This is a genomic window from Streptomyces mauvecolor, assembly GCF_039532965.1.
Lineage (GTDB): Bacteria > Actinomycetota > Actinomycetes > Streptomycetales > Streptomycetaceae > Streptomyces > Streptomyces violascens.
The window spans coordinates 433,077-453,106 of the sequence record NZ_BAAASQ010000004.1; the positions used below are offsets into that span (position 1 = coordinate 433,077).

The following is a 20,030-nucleotide window of genomic DNA, read 5'->3' on the forward strand; positions in this document are numbered from 1 at the left end:
CGACGCAGAAGATCCTGACACCGGGGTAATCCGTGAAAAAGCTCTCCGCACGACGACGCCATCCGCTGGCGGCGGTCGTCGTCCTACTCCTCGCGCTGGCGGCCACCGGGGGGCTGTACGCCGCGTTCGCGCCCGCGGGCAAGGCTCAGGCTGACGAAACCGCCCAGTCCCTCGCCATCGACGAGGGCAAGAAGCTCTACTCCGTCGGCTGCGCCAGCTGCCACGGAACCGGCGGTCAGGGAACCACTGACGGCCCCTCCCTGGTCGGCGTGGGCGCCGCCGCGGTGGACTTCCAGGTCGGCACCGGCCGTATGCCGGCGCAGCAGCCCGGCGCGCAGGTGCCGAAGAAGAAGGCCATCTACTCGCAGTCCCAGATCGACCAGCTCGCCGCTTACGTGGCCTCGCTGGGCGCCGGTCCGGCCGTGCCGACCGACTCGCAGTACAACCCGAGCGGTGCGGACATCGCCAAGGGTGGCGAGCTGTTCCGCACCAACTGCGCCCAGTGCCACAACTTCACGGGTGAGGGCGGTGCCCTGACGAACGGCAAGTTCGCCCCCAGCCTGGAGGACGTGGACCCCAAGCACATCTACGAGGCCATGCAGACCGGCCCGCAGAACATGCCGTCCTTCCCGGACACGACGATGCCGCAGAAGCAGAAGCAGGACATCATCGCGTACCTGCACGCCGTCAACAGCGACAAGTCCGCGAGCCCCGGTGGCCTCAAGCTCGGCGGGCTCGGCCCGGTCAGCGAGGGTCTGTTCGGCTGGATCTTCGGTCTGGGTGCCCTCATCGCAGTAGCCATCTGGGTCGCGGCCCACACCGCTAAGGCCAAGAAGTCATGAGTAGCCAAGAGAATTCCGAGAGCCTGCCTGAAGCGCAGGCCACCGCGCACGGCGCGGTAGAGACCGCGGGCGACCCCTTCGCCGACCCGGGACTGCCGGCCCACAAGCCGCGCATCCAGGACATCGACGAGCGGGCGGCCAAGCGCTCCGAGCGCGCGGTCGCGTTCCTGTTCTTCCTGTCCATGGTCGCGACGGTCGGCTTCATCGCCTCGTACGTGATCTTCCCGGTCGACAAGATCGTCTTCATCTTCCCGTTCGGGCACGTCAGCGTCCTCAACTTCGCTCTGGGTCTGACCCTGGGCGTGGCGCTGTTCTGCATCGGCGCGGGCGCGGTCCACTGGGCCCGCACCCTGATGTCCGACGTGGAGATGCCGGCCGAGCGACACGAGATCGCGGCCCCGCCGGAGGTCAAGGCGCAGGTCCTGGCCGACTTCAAGCAGGGCGCGGCCGAGTCCGGCTTCGGACGCCGCAAGCTGATCCGCAACACCATGTTCGGCGCGCTCGCCCTGGTGCCGCTCTCCGGTGTGATGCTGCTGCGCGACCTGGGCACGCTGCCCGAGGACAAGCTGCGGCACACCATGTGGTCCAAGGGCAAGGCCCTGATCAACATGAACACCAACGAGCCGCTGCGTCCCGAGGACCTGACGGTCGGATCGCTGACCTTCGCCAAGCCCGAGGGCCTGGAGGAGACGGCGGAGGACTTCCAGACGCAGATCGCCAAGGCGGCCCTGATGCTCGTCCGGATCAAGCCGGAGGACATCAAGGACAAGCGCGAGCTCGAGTGGTCGCACCAGGGCATCGTCGCGTACTCGAAGATCTGCACCCACGTCGGCTGCCCGATCTCCCTGTACGAGCAGCAGACGCACCACGTGCTCTGCCCGTGCCACCAGTCCACCTTCGACCTCTCCGACGGCGCCCGCGTCATCTTCGGCCCGGCCGGTCACGCCCTTCCGCAGCTGCGGATCGGCGTGAATGACGAGGGTTACCTCGAAGCGCTCGGCGACTTCGAAGAGCCCGTCGGTCCTGCCTTCTGGGAGCGCGGATGAGCACCACGACAGACGCACGGCGCGAAGCGCCCGCCGGTGAGCGGATCGCGGACTGGGCGGACGGCCGGCTCGGGATCTACTCCCTGGCCAAGGCCAACATGCGCAAGATCTTCCCGGACCACTGGTCCTTCATGCTCGGCGAGATCTGCATGTACAGCTTCATCATCATCATCCTCACGGGTGTGTATCTGACGCTGTTCTTCCACCCGAGCATGAACGAGGTCGTCTACGACGGCTCGTACGTGCCGCTGCAGGGCATGCACATGTCCGAGGCGTTCAACTCGACCATGCACATCAGCTTCGATGTGCGCGGTGGTCTGCTGATCCGGCAGATCCACCACTGGGCGGCGCTGATCTTCCTCGCCGGCATGTTCGTGCACATGATGCGCGTGTTCTTCACGGGCGCCTTCCGCAAGCCGCGTGAGGTCAACTGGCTGTTCGGCTTCCTGCTGTTCGTCCTGGGCATGTTCACCGGCTTCACCGGTTACTCGCTCCCGGACGACCTGCTGTCGGGCACCGGTGTGCGCTTCATGGAGGGCGCGATCATGTCCGTGCCGATCGTCGGCACGTACCTGTCGTTCTTCCTCTTCGGCGGCGAGTTCCCCGGCGGGGACTTCGTGGCCCGGTTCTACTCGGTGCACATCCTCCTGCTGCCGGGCATCATGCTCGGCCTGATGGTGGCCCACCTGATCCTGGTCTTCTACCACAAGCACACCCAGTTCGCGGGTCCGGGACGTACGAACAAGAACGTCGTCGGCATGCCGCTGCTCCCGGTGTACATGGCGAAGGCGGGCGGCTTCTTCTTCCTGGTCTTCGGTGTCATCGCGGTGGTCGCGGCGATCGCCTCGATCAACCCGATCTGGGCGATCGGCCCCTACCGGCCGGACCAGGTGTCCACCGGCGCCCAGCCCGACTGGTACATGGGCTTCTCCGAAGGCCTCATCCGTGTGATGCCGGGCTGGGAGATCAACCTCTGGGGCCACACGCTCGTCCTGGGTGTGTTCATCCCGCTGGTGATCTTCCCGCTGGTCCTGGCGACCATCGCGGTGTACCCGTTCATCGAGTCCTGGATCACCGGCGACAAGCGCGAGCACCACATCGCGGACCGGCCGCGCAACGCGCCGACGCGTACCGCGTTCGGTGTCGCGTGGATCACCTGGTACATGGTGCTGCTCATCGGTGGTGGAAACGACCTCTGGGCGACGCACTTCCACCTCTCGATCAACGTCATCACCTGGTTCGTGCGGATCGCGTTCTTCGTGGCCCCGGTCCTCGCGTTCGTCGCCACCAAGCGGATCTGCCTGGGTCTGCAGCGGCGCGACGCCGAGAAGGTGCTGCACGGGCGCGAGTCCGGCATCATCAAGCGGCTGCCGCACGGTGAGTTCGTCGAGATCCACGAGCCGCTGGACGCCAACGCGCGTTACAAGCTCACCGCGCACGAGCAGTACAAGCCGGCCGAGATCGGCCCGACGGTCGACGAGAACGGTGTCGCCCGCAAGATCTCGCGGACGCAGAAGCTGCGCGCGAAGCTNAAGATCTCGCGGACGCAGAAGCTGCGCGCGAAGCTCAGCAAGGGCTACTTCGGCGAGGGGAACCAGATCCCCAAGCCGACGGCCGAGGAGTACGAGGAGATCATGAGCGGCCACGGCCACCACTGATCTCTGCTTGACCTGACGGTCGCCACAACCGAGGCTCCGGCCCGGCTCCTTCACGGGAGCCGGGCCGGAGTCTTTCGCGTACGCGGCCTTTCGCACGTCCGCACTGCGGGCACGGGCGCGGGGTGACCCGCCCCTGTCGATAGGCTTGCGGGCGGTATCCAGTCCCTTGACCACCAGGAGCGAGCATGAGCGCTGTTACCCCCACCGGAGGCGACACCGTGGCGGCCCACTCCTGGCCGGGCGTCCTGGACGCGCTCCTCAGCGGCACCGACCAGAGCGCGGACGTGACCGCCTGGGCGATGGACAGGATCATGCGCGGCGAGGCCACCGACGCCCAGATCGCCGCCTTCGCGGTGGCCCTGCGCGCCAAGGGCGAAACCGTCGCCGAGATCACCGGCCTGGTACGCACCATGTACGAGCACGCCAACCTCATCGAGGTGCCGGGCCCCAGCGTGGACATCGTCGGCACCGGCGGCGACAACGCCAAGACCGTCAACATCTCCACCATGTCGGCGATCGTGGTGGCCGGCACCGGCGCCAAGGTCGTCAAGCACGGCAACCGGGCCGCCTCCTCGGCCAGCGGCGCCTCCGACGTACTGGAGAAGCTCGGCGTCAACCTCGACCTCACCCCGCAGCGGGTCGTCGAGGTCGCCGAGGAGGCCGGTATCACGTTCTGCTTCGCCGTGAAGTTCCACCCGGCGCTGCGCTACGTCGCCGCGGCCCGCCGCGAGATGGGCATCCGCACGACGTTCAACTTCCTCGGCCCGCTGACCAACCCCGCGCGGGTACGGGCGCAGGCGACCGGGGTGGCGGACGCGCGGATGGCGCCCATCGTGGCGGGCGTGCTCGCCGAACGGGGCTCCTCCGCGCTGGTCTTCCGGGGCGACGACGGCCTCGACGAGCTGACCACCACCGGCACGTCCCGGGTGTGGGTGGTGCGCGACGGCCGGGTCCGCGAGGAGAGCTTCGACCCGCGGGACGTCGGCATCGAGATCGTGCCCATCGAGGCACTGCGCGGTGCGGACTCCTCGTACAACGCCGATGTCGCCCGGCGTCTGCTCGCCGGCGAGCGCGGGCCGGTGCGGGACGCGGTGCTGCTCAACTCGGCGGCTGCCCTGGTCGCCCTCGAACCGGGGGAGGGGCCGCTCGCCGGGCAGCTCGGCGCCGCGATGGCCCGGGCCGCCGAGGCCATCGACTCGGGGTCGGCCCGGCGCGCCCTGGAGCGGTGGGTCGCGGCCAGCAACGCGTAGCCCGCACCGGATGTGCTCGTACCCGATGTGACGCAAGGCGCAGTCCAGATCGCGGACTGTGCCTTGCACACGCCGGGACGTGTGGCAGGATGCTGTTCAAGGTCATGAGTGACAGCGATTTAGGCCCCGGCTCGCTGTCCGGCAACCCTCCGTCCGTGGCGGGGTGCCCCGGGTGAAGACCAGGTCGTAGGCAGCAAGGCCTACGGCAAGCGCGGACCCCTGGACATCGCGTGATGTCACAGCCCTGGGGTCCTGGTCCTCAAGGGAGCAGTCTCGTGAGCAAGCGAATGCGATAGGGCGTACCGCCCCTTCTTCACACCCTCCGCGCACCCTTCTTCGGGCTGCGTGTTCGAGGTCGACACCCGTACACGGCAAGGCAGTCGAACCCTCTCGCTCGATGCAGGGTCGCGCCGCCGTACCCGGGATCCGAAGCCAACTCGCCTTTTCCTGCCGGGAGATACCGCCATGTCCGCACGCCCTGCCGCCACCGCGACCGCCACCGCTTCTGCCGCCGCCGAGTCCGCCGACCCCTGCTGTGCTGCGCCGCTTCCGGTGCTCGGCCGCGATGTCACCGTGCCGCTGGTCACCGGCGGCGAGGTGACGTACGCCGCCCTCGACTACGCGGCGAGCGCGCCCGCCCTCCAGCGGGTCTGGGACGACGTCGCCGCGTACGCCCCCTACTACGGCAGCGTGCACCGCGGGGCCGGCTACCTCTCGCAGCTCTCCACCGACCTGTTCGAGAACAGCCGCGTCACGGTGGCCGAATTCCTCGACTGCCGCCCCGGCGACCAGGTCGTCTTCACCCGCTCCACGACGGACTCGCTGAACCTGCTCGCCCAGGTGGTCCCGGCCGGCTGCGAGGTCTTCGTCTTCGAGACCGAGCACCACGCCTCGCTGCTGCCGTGGCGCGACGCCCGCGTGACGTACCTGAACGCGCCGCGTACCCCGCAGCAGGCCGTCGAGACCCTGGAGCGCGCGCTCGCCGACCGCGACCCCTACGGCCCCGCGCTCGTCTGTGTCACCGGCGCGTCCAACGTCACGGGTGAGCTGTGGCCGGTGAAGGAACTCGCCGCCGCCGCGCACGCCCACGGCGCCCGCATCGTCCTCGACGCCGCCCAGCTCGCGCCCCATCACCCCGTCTCGGTACGGGAGTTGGACGTCGACTGGATCGCCTTCTCCGGGCACAAGCTGTACGCGCCGTTCGGCTCGGGCGTGCTCGCCGGGCGTGCGGACTGGCTCCAGGAGTCCGAGCCGTATCTGGCCGGTGGCGGTGCCTCCAAGAAGGTCGCGCGGCGCGCCGACGGCGGCGTGGACGTCGAGTGGCACACCACGGCCGCCCGCCACGAGGCCGGGTCGCCCAACGTCATCGGCGTCTACTCCATCGCCTCCGCCTGCAAGGCGCTGACCGAGGCGGGCTTCGACTCGCTGGTCGAGCGGGAGCGGCACCTCGTCGCGAAGGTGCGGGCCGGCCTGGCGGAGGTGCCCGAGGTCCGGGTCCTTTCGCTCTTCGGCGACGACGCGCCCCGGGTCGGCGTCATCTCGTTCGTCGTCGACGGCTGGAACAGCTCGCACTTCGCGGCGGCGCTGTCCGCGGAGTACGGCATCGGGGTGCGCGACGGCCTCTTCTGCGCCCACCCGCTGGTGCGCACGCTGCTCGGCAGCGACCCGCAGGACCCGGGCGAGTGCGGGGCGCCCGAGGCGGAGCCGGGCCAGCTCCCCCAGACTTCGTCCGGGGGGACCCCCACTCTGAACGCGATCCGGGTCAGCTTCGGGGCGGGCACCCCGGACGAGCACGTCGACCGCTTCGTAGCGGCTGTGCGGGAGCTGGTCACCCAGGGTGCGAAGTGGCAGTACCGCACGGAGTCGGGGCGCTGCGTCCCGGCGGTGTGAACCCCGCCGGGCCACGCCTTTCCGGGGGCTCTCGCCCCCGGAACCTCCCGGGGCTCCGCCCCGGACCCCGTTCGCGCCTCGAGGGCGCTCGTCCTCGAACGCCGGACGGGCTGGGTATGCCCGTATCGCACCCTGCCAGGGGCGCGGGGGCGCAGCCTCCGAGCAAAGGGGGCTCTAGGAATCCAGGCCGATCGCGAAGGCCGCTTCCAGGTCGTGCTGGGAGTACGTGCGGAACGCGACATGCGTATCCGTGCCCTCGACACCGGGAATCTTGCTGATGCTGCCGGGGATGATGTCCGCCAGGTCGTCGTGGCGGGCCACCCTGACCAGCGCGATCAAGTCGTACGTACCCGTCACCGAGTACACCTCGCTGACGCTGTCGAGCGCCGCGATGGACTCCGCGATCTCGGGAATCCGGTCCACGCTGGTCTTGATGAGCACGATCGCGGTGATCACGGCTGGCTTTCTCCCTCGGTGGCGGCCGGACCCGCGGGCTTCACGGGCTTTCGGCGTTTCACTCTATCCGCCCCGCGGAAACGGGCCCACGCGTAGAGGAAGCCGAGGCCGAAGCCGATGAGATGGGCGAGGTAGGCCACCCCGGGCCCCGGCGGCGCGCTCCGGATCGCCAGCCACTGCAGGGCGAACCAGAAGACGAGCACCATCCACGCGGGGAAGCGCAGCGGCAGGAACAGCAGGAACGGGAAGATGCTGGTCACCCTGGCTCTGGGGAACAGGCGGAGGAAGGCGCCGAGCACGGCCGAGATGGCCCCGGACGCCCCCACCAGGGTCTGGTCCGAATCCGCGTGCGCCGCCGCGTACCCGAGCAGTGCCAGATAGCCGGCCGCCAGGTAGAACAGGGCGAACTCCAGCCGGCCCATCCCTTCCTCGGCCATCGCGCCGAAGACGTACAGGAACAGCATGTTGCCGAGCAGGTGCAGCCAGCTGCCGTGCACGAACAGGGCGGTGAGCGGGGTGAGCAGGGTGTGCGGCCGCCCCGCCGTCAGCTCTTCCGGGATGACGCCCCAGCGGGTGAAGTAGTCGCTCTGCGCGCTCAGGATCGCGTCACCGGTTCCGTACCCCGTGTTGAGGCCCGAGACCGGGCCGATGACGAAGAGCAGGCAGCAGGCGGTGATCAGGCCGTATGTCATGGCCGGGCCGTGCACCGCGCTCTTGAGGATCGCCGCTCCCCGCCGCTTGATCATGGGGAGAGAATGGCCTAAAGGGAGCTTTCGGTACAGAGCGCCTCGCCGTGCCGGGCGGCGACGGGTAGGCCGTAGGGTTGCGGGCAGTACTCCCGCAGTTCGACGGCGCACCGCGAGATCCTGGACCATGGAAGTGGAAAAGAGGGCGGCACCACATGACCACCGTTCCCCAGCCGACCACCGAGACCCGGTGGCGCTGCACGCTCTGCGGAAACCTCACCCGTTTCGATGTCACCCGCTCGTCGAAAGTGATCGAGTACGTCCACCTGGACCTCGCCGGAGAGCCCAAGGTGGAAGAACGCGAGGTGGTCAGTGAGACCATCGAGTCGGTCCGCTGCCGCTGGTGCAACGCGGTGGACCAGATCGAGCTAGTGGACCGGCCGGGTACCGACGCCGCGACCGCCTCCTGAGGGCGGCCTCCCGAGCGGTACGGATGACAGTTGGGGTGACGGATTGTGGAGCATGCAAGCGGTGCCGACCCGGCCGCTGCGGCCGGTGACGGCCCCGCCGAGGTGCTCGACCGCCCGCTGCCCGAAGGGGTGCGGCGCCGGGTCGTCGCCTTCGTCTCGGAGGCGTTCGGCGGCCTGACCGTTACCGAACTGCCGGGACAATTGCGGCAGTACGCCCGTTTCACCCCGACCCGGCGCGCCAAGTTCGCGGGCAACGCGATGGCCGCCGCGCTGGAGAGCGACCCCGTCTTCCGCCAGCGGATCGGCGAGCGGCTCAAGGAGGCGCAGCCCGAGCTCGCCGGCGCCGTCGAGGCCGGATCGCCGCCCGCGGCCGCCGACCCCGTGGACGTGGCGGCCGCCGCCTATGTGCTGCGCCCCACCGGCTGGGTGAAGCTGGTCGCGGCGGCCGGCGAGGAGGCCCAGCGGGCGTTCGCCGAGCGGGCCGACGAGGAGGGCAGGCGCGAACTGGAGCGGCTGCGTGAGGAACTCGCCGAGGCCCGCGCCCTGGTCAAGTCCGAGAACGAGGCGCTGCGTCTCGAACTGCTCGCCGCCCGCAAGGAAGCCGAAACGCTCCAGCGCAAGCTGCGCAGCGCCCAGAGCGATGTGAAGCGCGGCGAGGCGGCGCTGCGCCGGACCACCTCCGAGATCGACGGCATCAAGTCCGAGGCGGCCGCCCAGGTGGCCGCGGCCGAGAGCGAGACCCGGCGCCTCAAGACGCGGCTCGGCGAGGCCGAGGCGGGACTTGAGGCGAGCCGGCGCGCGGTCCGCGAGGGGCGCTCGGTGGAGGACATGCGGCTGCGGCTGCTGCTCGACACCGTCCTGGAGGGCGCCCAGGGCCTGCGCCGCGAACTGGCCCTGCCGCCCGCATCCGTACGTCCCGCCGACACCGTGGACGCGGTCGCGCCGGGCAACATGACGCCCAAGGACATCGCGGCCCGGGCCCTGTCGGAGACCGACCCGGCGCTGCTCGACCAGCTGCTCGGGCTGCCCCAGGTGCACCTGGTCGTGGACGGCTACAACGTGACCAAGACGGGCTATCCGACGATGCCGTTGGAGAAGCAGCGCCTCAGGCTGCTCGGCGGCCTGTCCGTGCTCGCCGCGCAGACGGGCGCCGAGGTCACGTGTGTCTTCGACGGTGCGGAACTCGCGGCCCCGGTGCTGCTCGCGCCGCCCAGGGGCGTGCGGGTCCTGTTCTCGAAGCCCGGGGTGACCGCCGACGAGCTGATCCGTCAGCTGGTGCGGGCCGAGCCGTCCGGGCGGCCCGTGGTGGTCGTCTCGACGGACAAGGAAGTGGCGGACGGCGTCGCGAAGGCGGGCGCCCGCCCGGTCGCCTCGCTGCTGCTCCTGAAGCGTCTTTCACGCGTCTGACGCATTCAGGGCGTTTGGCAACTCCTGTGTTCAATGCCCGAATTCGGGTGATCGCCGACCAGCGCTCCGTCAAGTGCCAACTACTGCGCGTGGGGTGACAGTAAAGAATCATCTGGGCCCCGGAGTTTTTTCCTATCAGGATTTGAACTGATCACAGGAAGGTCACTAGGGTCGGGCCTCGTACCTTCACGCGTTGATCACTCGTCCCGGGGTGACCGTGAAGGTCCCGCCGAGTGTGCCCTGTTCGGCGGCTGAGGAAGAAGGAGCTCGCCTTCGTGGGGTCCCACCGTCGTCCCAAGCCCGCGAGCCGCACCCGTGTGACCGTGCTCAGCGCGACCGCGGCCGCAGTCGTCGCCCTTACTTCGCAGGCTGCCCAGGCGGACCCGAAGCCCTCCAAGGACGAGGTCAAGAGCAAGGTCGACAAGCTCTACGACGAGGCCGAGCAGGCGACCGAGGCGGCCAATGGCGCCAAGGAGAAGCAGGCCGCCCTGGAGAAGGAGATCGGCCAGATCCAGGACAAGGTCGCCCGCGGTCAGCAGGAGCTCAACACCCTGCGCAGCGGCCTCGGTTCGATGGCCTCGGCCCAGTACCGCTCCGGCGGCATCGACCCCTCGCTCGCGCTCTTCCTCTCCTCCAACCCGGACGACTTCCTGGACAAGGCCTCCTCCCTCGACCAGCTGAGCGCCACTCAGACCGAGGCGCTGCAGAAGATCCAGGGCAAGCAGCGCACCCTCGCGCAGGAGCGCAAGGAGGCCGAGGGCAAGCTGAAGGACCTCGCCGACACCCGCAAGGTGCTCGACGACAAGAAGAAGGAAGTCCAGGGCAAGCTCGGCGACGCGCAGACCCTGCTCAACTCCCTGACCGCGCAGGAGAAGCAGGCGCTCGCCGCCGACGACGCGCGCGCCAACCGCTCCAACGAGCGCCCGAACCTCGGCAACGTGCCCGCCTCGGGTGTCGGCGGTGCCGCCCTCGCCGCGGCCCAGACCCAGCTCGGCAAGCCGTACAGCTACGGCGCGACCGGCATGGCGACCTTCGACTGCTCGGGCCTGACGGGCTACGCCTACGCCCAGGCCGGCGTCCACCTGCCGCGTACCTCGCAGGAGCAGGCCAACGCGGGCACCCGGATCGGCCGCGGCGACCTCAAGCCCGGCGACCTGGTGCTCTTCTTCGGCGACCTGCACCACATCGGCCTGTACGCCGGCAACGGCATGGTGCTGCACGCGCCGAGGACCGGCACGGTCGTGCGCTACGAGTCGATGGACAACATGCCGTTCCAGTTCGGTGTGCGCATCGGCTGACCCGCCTTCCCCTCCGTCAGCCGCCGATGCCGCCCAAACGGGCGAATTGCGGCAACTCGCGCTGACGCCACGCCCCGCCGGTGACCTGTGCTCTCCGGTGGGGCGTCACTTTGCGTAGGCGGCGGGGTCGTTGGCCGCCCGGTGTGCGCCCGGTTACTGTCCGGCGTGCGGTTTCCCCGGTGACTCGCCGCCCGCCCGGGCGGCAGGGGCCGCACGCAGTGCAAGGGAGTGCGGCATACGTGGCGTCCCATCGCCGGCCTTCGCAGTCGGGCCTGACCCAGAGCGCGCGCGTCACCGTCCTTTCGGCCGCGGCGGCGACCGCCGCCGCAGCCCTCGCGGCACCCGCGGCGAGCGCCGACCCGCACGGGCCGGCCTCCTCGGGACAGGCCAAGGTGGACCGCCTCTTCGAGGAGGCCGAGCAGGCCACCGAGCAGTACGACAAGGCCGACGCGCACACGCGGGAGCTGCGTGAGCAGGTCAAGCAGGCGCAGGACGGCGTCGCGCGCGGCCAGGACAGGATCAACCGCATGCGGGGCGCGCTCGGCGCGATCGCCGGGGCGCAGTACCGCCAGGGCGGCATCGACCCCGCGATCGCCCTGCTCCTGTCCTCGAACCCGGCCACGTATCTCGACCGGGCCGCCGCCCTCGACCGGCTGAGCGAGCGTCAGACCAGCGCGCTCCAGGACCTCCAGCGCGAGCAGCGGCGCCTGTCCCAGCAGCGCGCCGAGGCCGGCCGCAAACTCGCCGAGCTGGAGCGCAGCCGCACCGAGGTGGCCCGGCACAAGCGGACCGTGGAGTCGAAGCTGGCCGAGGCGCGCCGGACGCTCAACGCGATGCCCACCGACGAGCGGGCCGCCTTCGACCGCGCCTCACGCTCGGGACGCGCCCAACTGCCCGCGCTCTCCGACTCGGCGCCCGCCTCCGCGCGGGCCGCGGCGGCCGTGATGGCGGCCCGCGCGGCGATCGGCAAGCCGTACATCTGGGGCTCCAGCGGGCCCGCCGGGTTCGACTGTTCGGGCCTGATGCAGTGGTCGTACGCCCAGGCCGGGCTCGGCCTGCCGCGCACCTCGCAGGAGCAGCGGTACGCCGGCCATCAGGTGCCGCTCTCCGAGGCGAAGCCGGGCGACCTGATCACGTACCGGCACGACGCCAGCCACATCGCCATGTACATGGGGAACGGCCAGGTCGTGCACGCTCCGTATCCGGGGGCGCCGGTGCGCTACGACCCCGTGGGGATGATGCCCATTTCCTCCGTGACGCGCGTCTGACCGTACGATCGGCGGCGTGGCAGGTCATGGGCGTGGTCGAGGGGTGTGGCGCGGGCGGGCGGCGGGTTGCGCGCTCACCGCGCTGCTGCTCGTGGTCGGCTGCTCGGCGCCCGGCTCGGCCCCCGACGCCACGGCGAGCCAGGTGCAGCAGGTCCTCGACCGGCGCGCCGCCGCGGTCCTGAAACACGACGAGGCCGGTTATCTGGCCGCCGTCGACCCCGCCGCCACGGGCTTGCGGGTGGCCCAGCGCACCGAGCTCGGCAACCTCGCGCAGGTGCCGCTCAGCTCCTGGGCGTACAAGGTCACCGGCGTGGACCGGCACGGCGCGACGGCGACCGCCAAGGTGGATCTGCGCTACCGGATCGAGGGCTACGACAGCGCCCCCGTGACGGCCGCCCGCACCCTGACCCTCGACCGGCGCGGCGGCGGCTGGTACGTCACCGACGACCGGCCCGCCCAGGGCGCCGCCCAGCTGCTGTGGCAGCAGGGCCCGGTCGTGGCCGTACGCGGCACCCACAGCCTGATCCTCGGGGTCGGCCAGGACCGGGCGAAGCTGGACGGGATCGCGGCCGCGGAGGACGCGGCGGTACCGGCGGTCTCGGCCGCGTGGCCGGGGAAGTGGGCAGGCCGGGTCGTCGTCCTCGTGCCCTCCTCCCTCGACGGCATGGCCGCGCTGCTCGGTGCGCCGGCCGCCTCCTACCGGGGCATCGCGGCGGTGACCACCGGAGAGGCGGGCGGCGCGGCGGCGGCCCCGGCGGACCGGGTGATCGTCAACCCGGAGGCGTACGCGGTCCTCGGTGACCTGGGCCGCAAGGTCGTCCTCACCCACGAGACCACCCACGTCGCGACCCGCGCCCACACCTCGCCCGCCACTCCGATGTGGCTCTCGGAGGGCTACGCGGACTGGGTCGGCTACCGCGGCACCGGTCGCACCGCCCCCCAGGCGGCCCCCGAACTCCAGAAGGCCGTCCGCGCGGGCGGCCTGCCCGCCGATCTGCCGAGCGACGCCGACTTCGGCTTCGACGGCGGCGCGGACCGCCTGGCGCGGGCGTACGAGGGCGGCTGGCTGGCCTGCCGTCTGATCGCCACCCAGTGGGGTGAGGCCACGCTGGCCCGCTTCTACACGAAGGTCGGCGACCAGCCCCACCGCGAGGGGGCGCTGGAGAAGGCGATGCAGGGCGAACTCGGTCTGTCCCCACGGGAGTTCACGGCGCGGTGGCGGGAGTACGTACGGGGGCAGCTGGCCTGATCAGGGCTTGTCCAGCTGCCCGATCGCCTCCGCCAGCCACCTCTTCTCCTCCGTGCCGGTGGCGCGCGCGATCCGCAGCATGCCCTGGCGGAACAGGTCCGGCGCCTGCTCGGCCGCGACGGGCTCGCCCTCGCGGTAGAAGAAGCTGGCCGGCGTTTCGAGGAAGGCCTGGCGTCGCCTCAGGACGGCCGCCTGCTCGGCGGGGTCGGGCAGGTGCCGCAGGAAGGCGAGCAGGGTGAAGAACCGCTGCCCGTCGGTGATCTCGACGTCCTTGGGGTGCCGCAGCCGCTCCAGGAGTCCGGCGCGGCCGGTGTCCGTGAGGGAGAGGATGCGCCGGGGCGCGGCCCCGCTGCCCGGCTCGGTGCGCTGCTCCAGGGCGCCCGCCTTGGCGAGGCGGGTGATCGCCGGGTAGAGCGCCCCGTCGCTGACCGGCCGGATGTGCCCGCTGAGGCCCTTGATGCGCTCCTTGAGCTCGTAGCCGTGGAGGGGCTCCTCGTACAGGAATCCCAGGATCGACAGCTCCAGCATGGGCGCCCCTCGTCTTGTCCGGTTGCCGTGTCTCATGCTACCTCTTATCGAGCTACCTCGAATCGAGGTATTGCGAACGAGGGGGAGAGGTCCATGGGGTCGACGGCTCATCGCCGCGCGCTGGTGTCGCTCGCGTATCCGGTCTACTGCGAGCTCCTGGCCGGGGTCGCGGCCGGGATCATCAACATGGTCTGGGTGGCCCGGCTCGGCGGGGACTCGGTGGCCGCGGTCGCCGTCGCCACCAATGTCGAGAACGTGCTGCTCGGGGTCGTCCTCATGGCCGGGTCGGGCACGACCGTGCTGCTCGCCCGGGCCAGGGGTGCCGGGGATCCGGGCGGGGTGCGGGCGGCGGTGCGGGGCGGCTGGGCGCTGTGGGCGCTGCTCACCCCGGTCGTCGCGGCGGGCGGGTTCCTGTGCCGGGAGCCGCTGGCGCGCCTGGTGCTCGGCGGTGACGCGGGCGCGGCCCTGCCGCTCGCCACCGGCTACTTCTCCGTCGCGCTGCCCGGCATCGCGGTCTTCTTCGCCACCAACGTCGTGGACGGCATCCTCAAGGGCGCGGGCGACACCCGCTCCCCGATGCGCTTCGCGCTGCTCGCCAACGGGCTGATCCTCGTCCTCGACCCGCTGCTCATCCTGGGCTGCGGCCTCGGTGTGCGGGGCGCGGCCCTCGCCACCGTGCTCGGGCGGGCCGTCGCGCTGGGGTGGGGGCTGGTGGTGCTGCGGCGCAGCGCCGTGCTGTCCGCGGCCGGGCCCTCGCCGCGCCCGTTGTCCGCCGATCTGCGCCGCACGGTGCGCACCGGGCTCCCCATGTCCGCCGATTTCGTCGTGCGCATGGGCGGAGCGCTCGCGCTTGTCGGGGTCGTCGCCCGGATCGGTGTCGCCGAGGTCGCCGCGTACGGCATCGCGACCAAGGCGATGTACGGGGCGACCATGGCCTTCTACTCCGTACGCCAGGCCGCCGCGATCCACACGGCGCGGCTGCTCGGGGCCGGGCGGGACGAGCGGCGGGCCGTCGCGCGGGCGGCGCTGCGCGTCTCGGGTGCGGTGGGGGCCGCAGCGGTCCTCGTGCTGCTCGCCGCGGCGCCCTGGATCATGGCAGGGTTCGGCGCGCGCGGGGAGGTGGCCGCGGCCGGAGCGCTCTATCTGCGCTGTCTGGGGCCCTACCTGGTGCTGCTCGCCTGCTTCATTTCGGTCGGCGGAGTCTTCGAGGGCAGCGGCGGCAGCCCGCTCCTGGCGCGGATCACCGGATGCGGCGTGGTGCTCCAACTGGCGCTCGCCCACGGCCTGTCGGGGATCGGCCTGCCGGGCATCTGCCTGGCCATGGCGCTGGGCACCGCCGCCCAGTGCGCGGCCCTGGCGTGGCTCTGCCGACGCGTCCCGAGGCGTCAGCAGGTGGTGGACGGCTCGGTCCTGCGGGTGGGCTGAAGAGGGAGCGGCGGGAGGTTGCCGGTCGGGGACGTCGACTGCCACAGGCGGCGGCACGCGAGGAGCGAGGCGGACAGGAGCAGGCCGTTGCGTACGACCAGGAGGAGCATGCCCAGCCAGTCGCTCGCCACCACGTGCGAGAACCAGACCGGGAACTCCAGGAGGGTCACGAGCGTCGCCGCCAGGACCAGCTGGGCCGGGCGGGTCATCGGGGTGCGGCGGAAGACCAGGCACACCCCGGCCAGACCCACCAGCCACAGGAGGTACTGGGGGCTGATCACCCGGCTCGTCATGGTGAAGAGCAGGACGGCGGTGAAGGCCGCGTCCGCCGGGGTGCTCGGGCGCATCGGGCCGCAGGCCCTCAGACGCCACACCAGCAGCCAGCCGAAGGCGAGCACGGTCAGCGCCATCGCGAGGGTGGACACCAGCGAGACGTACGGGCCGAGGAACTCCACCGAGCCGTAGTTCAGCTGCACCCGGCCGTTCCAGCCGAAGTGCCGGGACATGTGGAAGACCAGACCCCCGAGCGACTCGACCTCGGTGCCCCGTTCCCGCTGGAAGGTGAGGAAGGCGAGCGCGCCCGGCGCCGCCGCCATGCACGCCCCCAGGATCGCGGCGCCGGCCACCGCGGCTGCCGTCCAGGACCGGCGCGGCGCCCGGATCAGCAGGAGCACCGGCCACACCTTCAGGAGCGCCCCGAACGCGGCGAGGGCGCCCAGGATCCGTGGGTGGCGCACCCCCGCGAGCAGTGCCGCGACCGCGACCGCGGTCACCATCAGGTCGTAGCGGGCGTACGCGGTGGGGCCGAGCAGCGGGACGCCGACGGCCCACATCCAGGCGCCGTTCAGGGACTTGCCGGGGCGGCCCGCCGCGTACATCAGGAGGCCGAGGACCGCCGTGTCCGCCAGGAAGGCGAGCAGGAAGAACGCCGTCGCGTAGTCGAGGAAGGGCAGCGCCGTGGGGGAGAGGATCGCGAGGGCCGCGGCCGGCGGATACTGCCAGGTCACGTCGTCCAGCGGATAGGTGCCGGCCGCGAGCACGTGCGCCCAGCCCTGGTAGATGACATGGACGTCGGTGGTGACGTCCGGACCCGGCAGGACGAGCACCCTGAAGACGCCGAACAGCAGCAGATAACGGGTCGTGGCCCAAGTGGCCGCCACCGCGAAGGGGCGCCGCAGGATGCTCATGGTGTCCGTCTCGTCCTCATTTCGGGGGCCGGACCAGCCATGATGCCGGGTACCCGGGCGCCTCGGCCGTCAGGCGGGGCCCTTTCCGTTCGTGGCGCCGCCCCGCGGCCTCCCTTCGGCCGTGTGCCCCGGGTTCGGTACTGTCGGCGGCGATGCACAAGACCTTGATCGTGACCAATGACTTCCCGCCGCGCCCCGGCGGGATCCAGGCGTTCCTGCACAACATGGCGCTGCGCCTCGATCCCGGGCAGATCGTCGTCTACGCCTCGACGTGGAAGCGGAGCCGGGAGGGCATCGAGGCGACCGCCGCGTTCGACGCCGAGCAGCCGTTCACCGTCGTACGCGACCGCACCACGATGCTGCTTCCCACCCCCCGGGTCACCCGGCGGGCCGTCTCCCTGCTGCGCGAACACGGCTGCTCCTCCGTGTGGTTCGGGGCGGCGGCGCCGCTCGGCCTCATGGGGCCGGCGCTGCGCAGGGCGGGCGCGGAGCGTCTGGTGGCGACCACGCACGGGCACGAGGCCGGGTGGGCCCAACTCCCCGCCGCGCGGCAGCTGTTGAGGCGGATCGGCGAGGGCACGGACACGATCACCTATCTGGGTGAGTACACCCGCTCCCGGATCGCGGACGCGCTGACCCAGCAGGCCGCGGCCCGCATGGTCCAACTCCCGCCCGGCGTCGACGAGAAGACCTTCCACCCCGGCTCCGGCGGCGACGCCGTACGCGCCCGGCTCGGGCTCGCCGACCGGCCCGTCGTGGTCTGCGTCTCGCGGCTCGTGCCGCGCAAGGGCCAGGACACCCTGATCCTCGCCATGCCGGCGATCCTCGCGCAGGTGCCGGAGGCGGTACTGCTCATCGTGGGCGGCGGGCCGTACGAGGCCGACCTGCGCAAACTCGCCCTGGACACCGGGGTTTCGGCCTCCGTCCGCTTCACCGGGGCGGTGCCGTGGGAGGAACTTCCCGCGCACTACGGGGCCGGTGACGTCTTCGCGATGCCCTGCCGCACCCGGCGCGGCGGCCTGGACGTCGAGGGCCTCGGCATCGTGTACCTGGAGGCCTCGGCGACCGGCCTGCCCGTGGTCGCGGGCGACTCCGGCGGCGCGCCCGACGCGGTGCTCGACGGCGAGACGGGCTGGGTGGTGCGGGGCGGTTGCCCGGAGGACTCGGCCGACCGCATCGTCACGCTGCTCCAGGACGCGGAGTTGCGGCGGCGGATGGGGGAGCGGGGGCGGGAGTGGGTCGAGTCGAAGTGGCGCTGGGACCTCCTGGCGGAGAAGCTGAGGGGTCTGCTGTAGGGGGTGCGGCTCCGCTCCGCGGGGGCGGGGGATTCGACGCGGGGGCAGTCGGGGGCTGTTGGCGCAGTTCCCCGCGCCCCTGGCAGGGTCTCTCTTGGCAGGGTGCGCATGCAGGCATCTTGAGCCTGTCCGGCGTTTGAGGACGAGCGCCCTCAAGGCGCGAACGGGGTTCGGGGCGGAGCCCCGAGGTCACCGGACGGCAGGAGAGAGGGGGGCCGGGGGCGCAGCCCCCGAGAGGCCCGGCCCGCCGGGGCTCAGCGGGTGTAGATCGCCTCGATCTCGTCCGCGAAGTCCTTCGCCACAACGTTGCGCTTCAGCTTCAGGGAAGGCGTGATGTGGCCCGCTTCCTCGGTGAACTGCGCGCCGAGAACGCGGAACTTCCGTACCGACTCCGCCTTCGACACCGCCGCGTTGCCGTCGTCCACCGCCCGCTGCACCTCCGCCAGCAGATCCGCGTCGTCGCGCAGAGCGGCCACCGTCGCCACGGACTTGCCGTGCTCCTCGGCCCAGCGGCCCAGGAACTCCTCGTCCAGGGTGACGAGCGCGCCGACGAACGGCCGCCCGTCGCCGACCACCATGCACTCCGCGACAAGGGCGTGCGCGCGGATGCGGTCCTCGATGACCGCGGGGGCGACGTTCTTGCCGCCCGCCGTCACGATGATCTCCTTCTTGCGGCCGGTGATCGCGAGGTAGCCGTCCTCGTCGAGGGTGCCGATGTCGCCGGTGTGGAACCAGCCGTCGGCCAGCGCCTCGGCGGTGGCGGCCTCGTTGTTCCAGTAGCCCTGGAAGAGGTGCTCGCCGTGCAGCAGCACCTCGCCGTCGTCGGCGATGCGGACGACCGAGCCCGGCAGCGGCTGCCCGACCGTGCCGATCTTCGGCCGGTCCCAGGGGTTGAACGCGGTCGCGGCGCAGGACTCGGTCAGGCCGTAGCCCTCCAGGACCGTGAAGCCGATGCCGCGGAAGAAGTGGCCCAGCCGCTCGCCCAGCGGCGCGCCGCCGGAGATCGCGTACTCGCCGCGCCCGCCGAGCACCGCCCGCAGCTTGCTGAAGACGAGCTTGTCGAAGACCTTGTGCTTGATCTTCAGACCGAACGAGGGCCCCGCGTCCGTGCTGAGCGCCGTGCTGTAGGCGATCGCGGTGTGCGCGGCCTTGTCGAAGATCTTGCCCTTGCCGTCGGCCTGCGCCTTGGCGCGCGCCGAGTTGTAGACCTTCTCGAAGACGCGCGGCACGCCGAGGATCAACGTCGGCCGGAACGAGGCGAGTTCGTCGGTCAGGTTCTTGATGTCCGGTACGCAGCCGAGCTTGATCGGCGCCATCACCGAGGCCACCTCGACCAGCCGCCCGAAGACGTGGGCCGCGGGCAGGAAGAGCAGCACCGAGCACTCGCCGGTCCGGAAGAGGGGCTTGAGCCGCTCCACCACGTTGCCGCACTCCGCGAAGAAGGCGCGGTGGGTCAACACACAGCCCTTGGGGCGGCCGGTGGTGCCGGAGGTGTAGACGATGGTCGCCGGGTCGTCGGCGTGGGCCGAGGACATCCGCGCGTCGAGCAGCTCGTCGGAGACGTCCGTGCCGGTCGCGGTGAGCCGGCCCACCGCGTCGGTGTCGAGCTGCCAGATGCCCTTCAGGGCGGGCAGACCGGCCTGGACCGAGGCCACGGAGGCCTGGTGCGCCGCGGACTCGACGATGGCGAGCGTCGCGCCGGAGTCGCCGAGGATCCACTGGATCTGCTCGGGCGAGCTGGTCTCGTACACCGGGACGGTGACGGCGCCCGCGCTCCAGATCGCGAAGTCGAGGAGCACCCACTCGTACCGGGTCCGCGACAGCAGGGCCACCCGGTCGCCGGCCTCGACGCCCGAGGCGATCAGGCCTTTGGCGACGGCGCGCACTTCGGTGAGGAACTGGCGGGCGGTGACATCGGCCCAGGCACCCGCGATCTTGCGGCCCATGACCGCGACATCGGGATGCTGAGCGGCATTGCGGCGGATCAGATCCGTCAGGTTGCCGTCCGAAGGGACCTCGTACAGGGCCGGAAGGCTGAACTCGCGCAAGACTGCTGCTCCTCATCGGGCGCCGGT

Annotated in this window: 17 protein-coding genes and 1 riboswitch; of the genes, 12 read left to right on the forward strand and 5 right to left on the reverse strand. The window is 71.4% G+C overall.

What is annotated here, in order from left to right:
* The first annotated feature begins 32 nt into the window (after nucleotides 1–32).
* From qcrC to ABD346_RS05090, 5 genes are all read left to right on the forward strand, one after another.
* Nucleotides 33–842, forward strand: a complete 810-nt coding sequence (gene qcrC / locus ABD346_RS05070) for a cytochrome bc1 complex diheme cytochrome c subunit (protein ID WP_344371973.1) — start codon at nucleotides 33–35, stop codon at nucleotides 840–842.
* Complete coding sequence (gene qcrA, locus ABD346_RS05075; protein ID WP_189961055.1) at nucleotides 839–1,888, forward strand: cytochrome bc1 complex Rieske iron-sulfur subunit; 1,050 nt, start codon at nucleotides 839–841, stop codon at nucleotides 1,886–1,888. The genes qcrC and qcrA overlap by 4 nt, the downstream gene beginning before the upstream one ends.
* On the forward strand, nucleotides 1,885–3,546 hold the full coding sequence (gene qcrB, locus ABD346_RS05080) for a cytochrome bc1 complex cytochrome b subunit (protein ID WP_344371976.1): 1,662 nt from the start codon (nucleotides 1,885–1,887) through the stop codon (nucleotides 3,544–3,546). The genes qcrA and qcrB overlap by 4 nt, the downstream gene beginning before the upstream one ends.
* 185 nt (nucleotides 3,547–3,731) lie before the next feature.
* Complete coding sequence (gene trpD / locus ABD346_RS05085; RefSeq protein ID WP_344371978.1) at nucleotides 3,732–4,796, forward strand: anthranilate phosphoribosyltransferase; 1,065 nt, start codon at nucleotides 3,732–3,734, stop codon at nucleotides 4,794–4,796.
* A 100-nt stretch (nucleotides 4,797–4,896) separates the two neighbouring features.
* Nucleotides 4,897–5,014: riboswitch (SAM riboswitch) on the forward strand.
* A 247-nt stretch (nucleotides 5,015–5,261) separates the two neighbouring features.
* Nucleotides 5,262–6,686 (forward strand): aminotransferase class V-fold PLP-dependent enzyme, encoded by a 1,425-nt coding sequence (locus ABD346_RS05090; protein WP_344371980.1) that lies wholly within the window; start codon nucleotides 5,262–5,264, stop codon nucleotides 6,684–6,686.
* Between the two features lie 174 nt (nucleotides 6,687–6,860).
* Here ABD346_RS05090 and ABD346_RS05095 read toward each other — a convergent pair whose 3' ends face one another.
* Both ABD346_RS05095 and ABD346_RS05100 read right to left on the reverse strand, forming a co-directional pair.
* Entirely contained in the window at nucleotides 6,861–7,142 is a 282-nt protein-coding gene (locus ABD346_RS05095) for an Lrp/AsnC family transcriptional regulator (protein ID WP_053727718.1), read from the reverse strand.
* Entirely contained in the window at nucleotides 7,139–7,888 is a 750-nt protein-coding gene (locus ABD346_RS05100) for a rhomboid family intramembrane serine protease (RefSeq protein WP_344371982.1), read from the reverse strand. Before ABD346_RS05100 ends, ABD346_RS05095 begins: the two co-directional genes overlap by 4 nt.
* 155 nt (nucleotides 7,889–8,043) lie before the next feature.
* On the opposite strand from ABD346_RS05100, the gene ABD346_RS05105 reads away from it, so the two are divergent.
* The 5 genes from ABD346_RS05105 (at nucleotide 8,044) to ABD346_RS05125 (ending at nucleotide 13,520) form a co-directional block, all read left to right on the forward strand.
* Nucleotides 8,044–8,298 carry a hypothetical protein gene (locus ABD346_RS05105; RefSeq protein ID WP_344371984.1) on the forward strand — a complete coding sequence of 85 codons (255 nt, stop codon included), beginning with the start codon at nucleotides 8,044–8,046 and terminating at the stop codon, nucleotides 8,296–8,298.
* A 45-nt stretch (nucleotides 8,299–8,343) separates the two neighbouring features.
* Nucleotides 8,344–9,705 carry an NYN domain-containing protein gene (locus tag ABD346_RS05110; protein ID WP_381227367.1) on the forward strand — a complete coding sequence of 454 codons (1,362 nt, stop codon included), beginning with the start codon at nucleotides 8,344–8,346 and terminating at the stop codon, nucleotides 9,703–9,705.
* A gap of 275 nt (nucleotides 9,706–9,980) precedes the next feature.
* Complete coding sequence (locus ABD346_RS05115) at nucleotides 9,981–11,003, forward strand: C40 family peptidase (RefSeq protein ID WP_344371987.1); 1,023 nt, start codon at nucleotides 9,981–9,983, stop codon at nucleotides 11,001–11,003.
* A gap of 239 nt (nucleotides 11,004–11,242) precedes the next feature.
* The gene (locus ABD346_RS05120; RefSeq protein ID WP_344371989.1) at nucleotides 11,243–12,271 is read left to right on the forward strand and encodes a C40 family peptidase; all 1,029 of its coding nucleotides are present in this window, start codon (nucleotides 11,243–11,245) and stop codon (nucleotides 12,269–12,271) included.
* A gap of 16 nt (nucleotides 12,272–12,287) precedes the next feature.
* Nucleotides 12,288–13,520 carry a hypothetical protein gene (locus tag ABD346_RS05125; protein ID WP_344371991.1) on the forward strand — a complete coding sequence of 411 codons (1,233 nt, stop codon included), beginning with the start codon at nucleotides 12,288–12,290 and terminating at the stop codon, nucleotides 13,518–13,520.
* Here ABD346_RS05125 and ABD346_RS05130 read toward each other — a convergent pair whose 3' ends face one another.
* On the reverse strand, nucleotides 13,521–14,048 hold the full coding sequence (locus ABD346_RS05130) for a PadR family transcriptional regulator (RefSeq protein WP_344371994.1): 528 nt from the start codon (nucleotides 14,046–14,048) through the stop codon (nucleotides 13,521–13,523).
* Between the two features lie 93 nt (nucleotides 14,049–14,141).
* Between ABD346_RS05130 and ABD346_RS05135 the strand changes: the two genes are divergently transcribed.
* Nucleotides 14,142–15,473 (forward strand): MATE family efflux transporter, encoded by a 1,332-nt coding sequence (locus tag ABD346_RS05135; protein ID WP_344371997.1) that lies wholly within the window; start codon nucleotides 14,142–14,144, stop codon nucleotides 15,471–15,473.
* Here ABD346_RS05135 and ABD346_RS05140 read toward each other — a convergent pair.
* Nucleotides 15,434–16,660, reverse strand: coding sequence for a glycosyltransferase 87 family protein (locus ABD346_RS05140; protein WP_344372000.1), 1,227 nt, complete (start codon nucleotides 16,658–16,660; stop codon nucleotides 15,434–15,436). The genes ABD346_RS05135 and ABD346_RS05140 overlap by 40 nt on opposite strands.
* A 152-nt stretch (nucleotides 16,661–16,812) precedes the next feature.
* Between ABD346_RS05140 and ABD346_RS05145 the strand changes: the two genes are divergently transcribed.
* Nucleotides 16,813–17,955 (forward strand): glycosyltransferase family 4 protein, encoded by a 1,143-nt coding sequence (locus ABD346_RS05145; RefSeq protein ID WP_344372003.1) that lies wholly within the window; start codon nucleotides 16,813–16,815, stop codon nucleotides 17,953–17,955.
* A gap of 254 nt (nucleotides 17,956–18,209) precedes the next feature.
* Here the strand turns inward: ABD346_RS05145 and ABD346_RS05150 are convergent, their stop codons facing one another.
* Entirely contained in the window at nucleotides 18,210–20,003 is a 1,794-nt protein-coding gene (locus ABD346_RS05150; protein ID WP_344372006.1) for an AMP-dependent synthetase/ligase, read from the reverse strand.
* Nucleotides 20,004–20,030: the final 27 nt, after the last annotated feature.

Coding starts and splice junctions, on each gene's coding strand:
- trpD (WP_344371978.1), top strand. CDS start 3,732: ATGAGCGCTGTTACCCCCACCGGAGGCGACACCGTGGCGGCCCACTCC.
- ABD346_RS05105 (WP_344371984.1), top strand. CDS start 8,044: ATGACCACCGTTCCCCAGCCGACCACCGAGACCCGGTGGCGCTGCACG.
- ABD346_RS05130 (WP_344371994.1), bottom strand. CDS start 14,048: ATGCTGGAGCTGTCGATCCTGGGATTCCTGTACGAGGAGCCCCTCCAC.
- ABD346_RS05135 (WP_344371997.1), top strand. CDS start 14,142: ATGGGGTCGACGGCTCATCGCCGCGCGCTGGTGTCGCTCGCGTATCCG.
- qcrA (WP_189961055.1), top strand. CDS start 839: ATGAGTAGCCAAGAGAATTCCGAGAGCCTGCCTGAAGCGCAGGCCACC.
- ABD346_RS05145 (WP_344372003.1), top strand. CDS start 16,813: ATGCACAAGACCTTGATCGTGACCAATGACTTCCCGCCGCGCCCCGGC.
- ABD346_RS05140 (WP_344372000.1), bottom strand. CDS start 16,660: ATGAGCATCCTGCGGCGCCCCTTCGCGGTGGCGGCCACTTGGGCCACG.
- ABD346_RS05100 (WP_344371982.1), bottom strand. CDS start 7,888: ATGATCAAGCGGCGGGGAGCGGCGATCCTCAAGAGCGCGGTGCACGGC.
- ABD346_RS05090 (WP_344371980.1), top strand. CDS start 5,262: ATGTCCGCACGCCCTGCCGCCACCGCGACCGCCACCGCTTCTGCCGCC.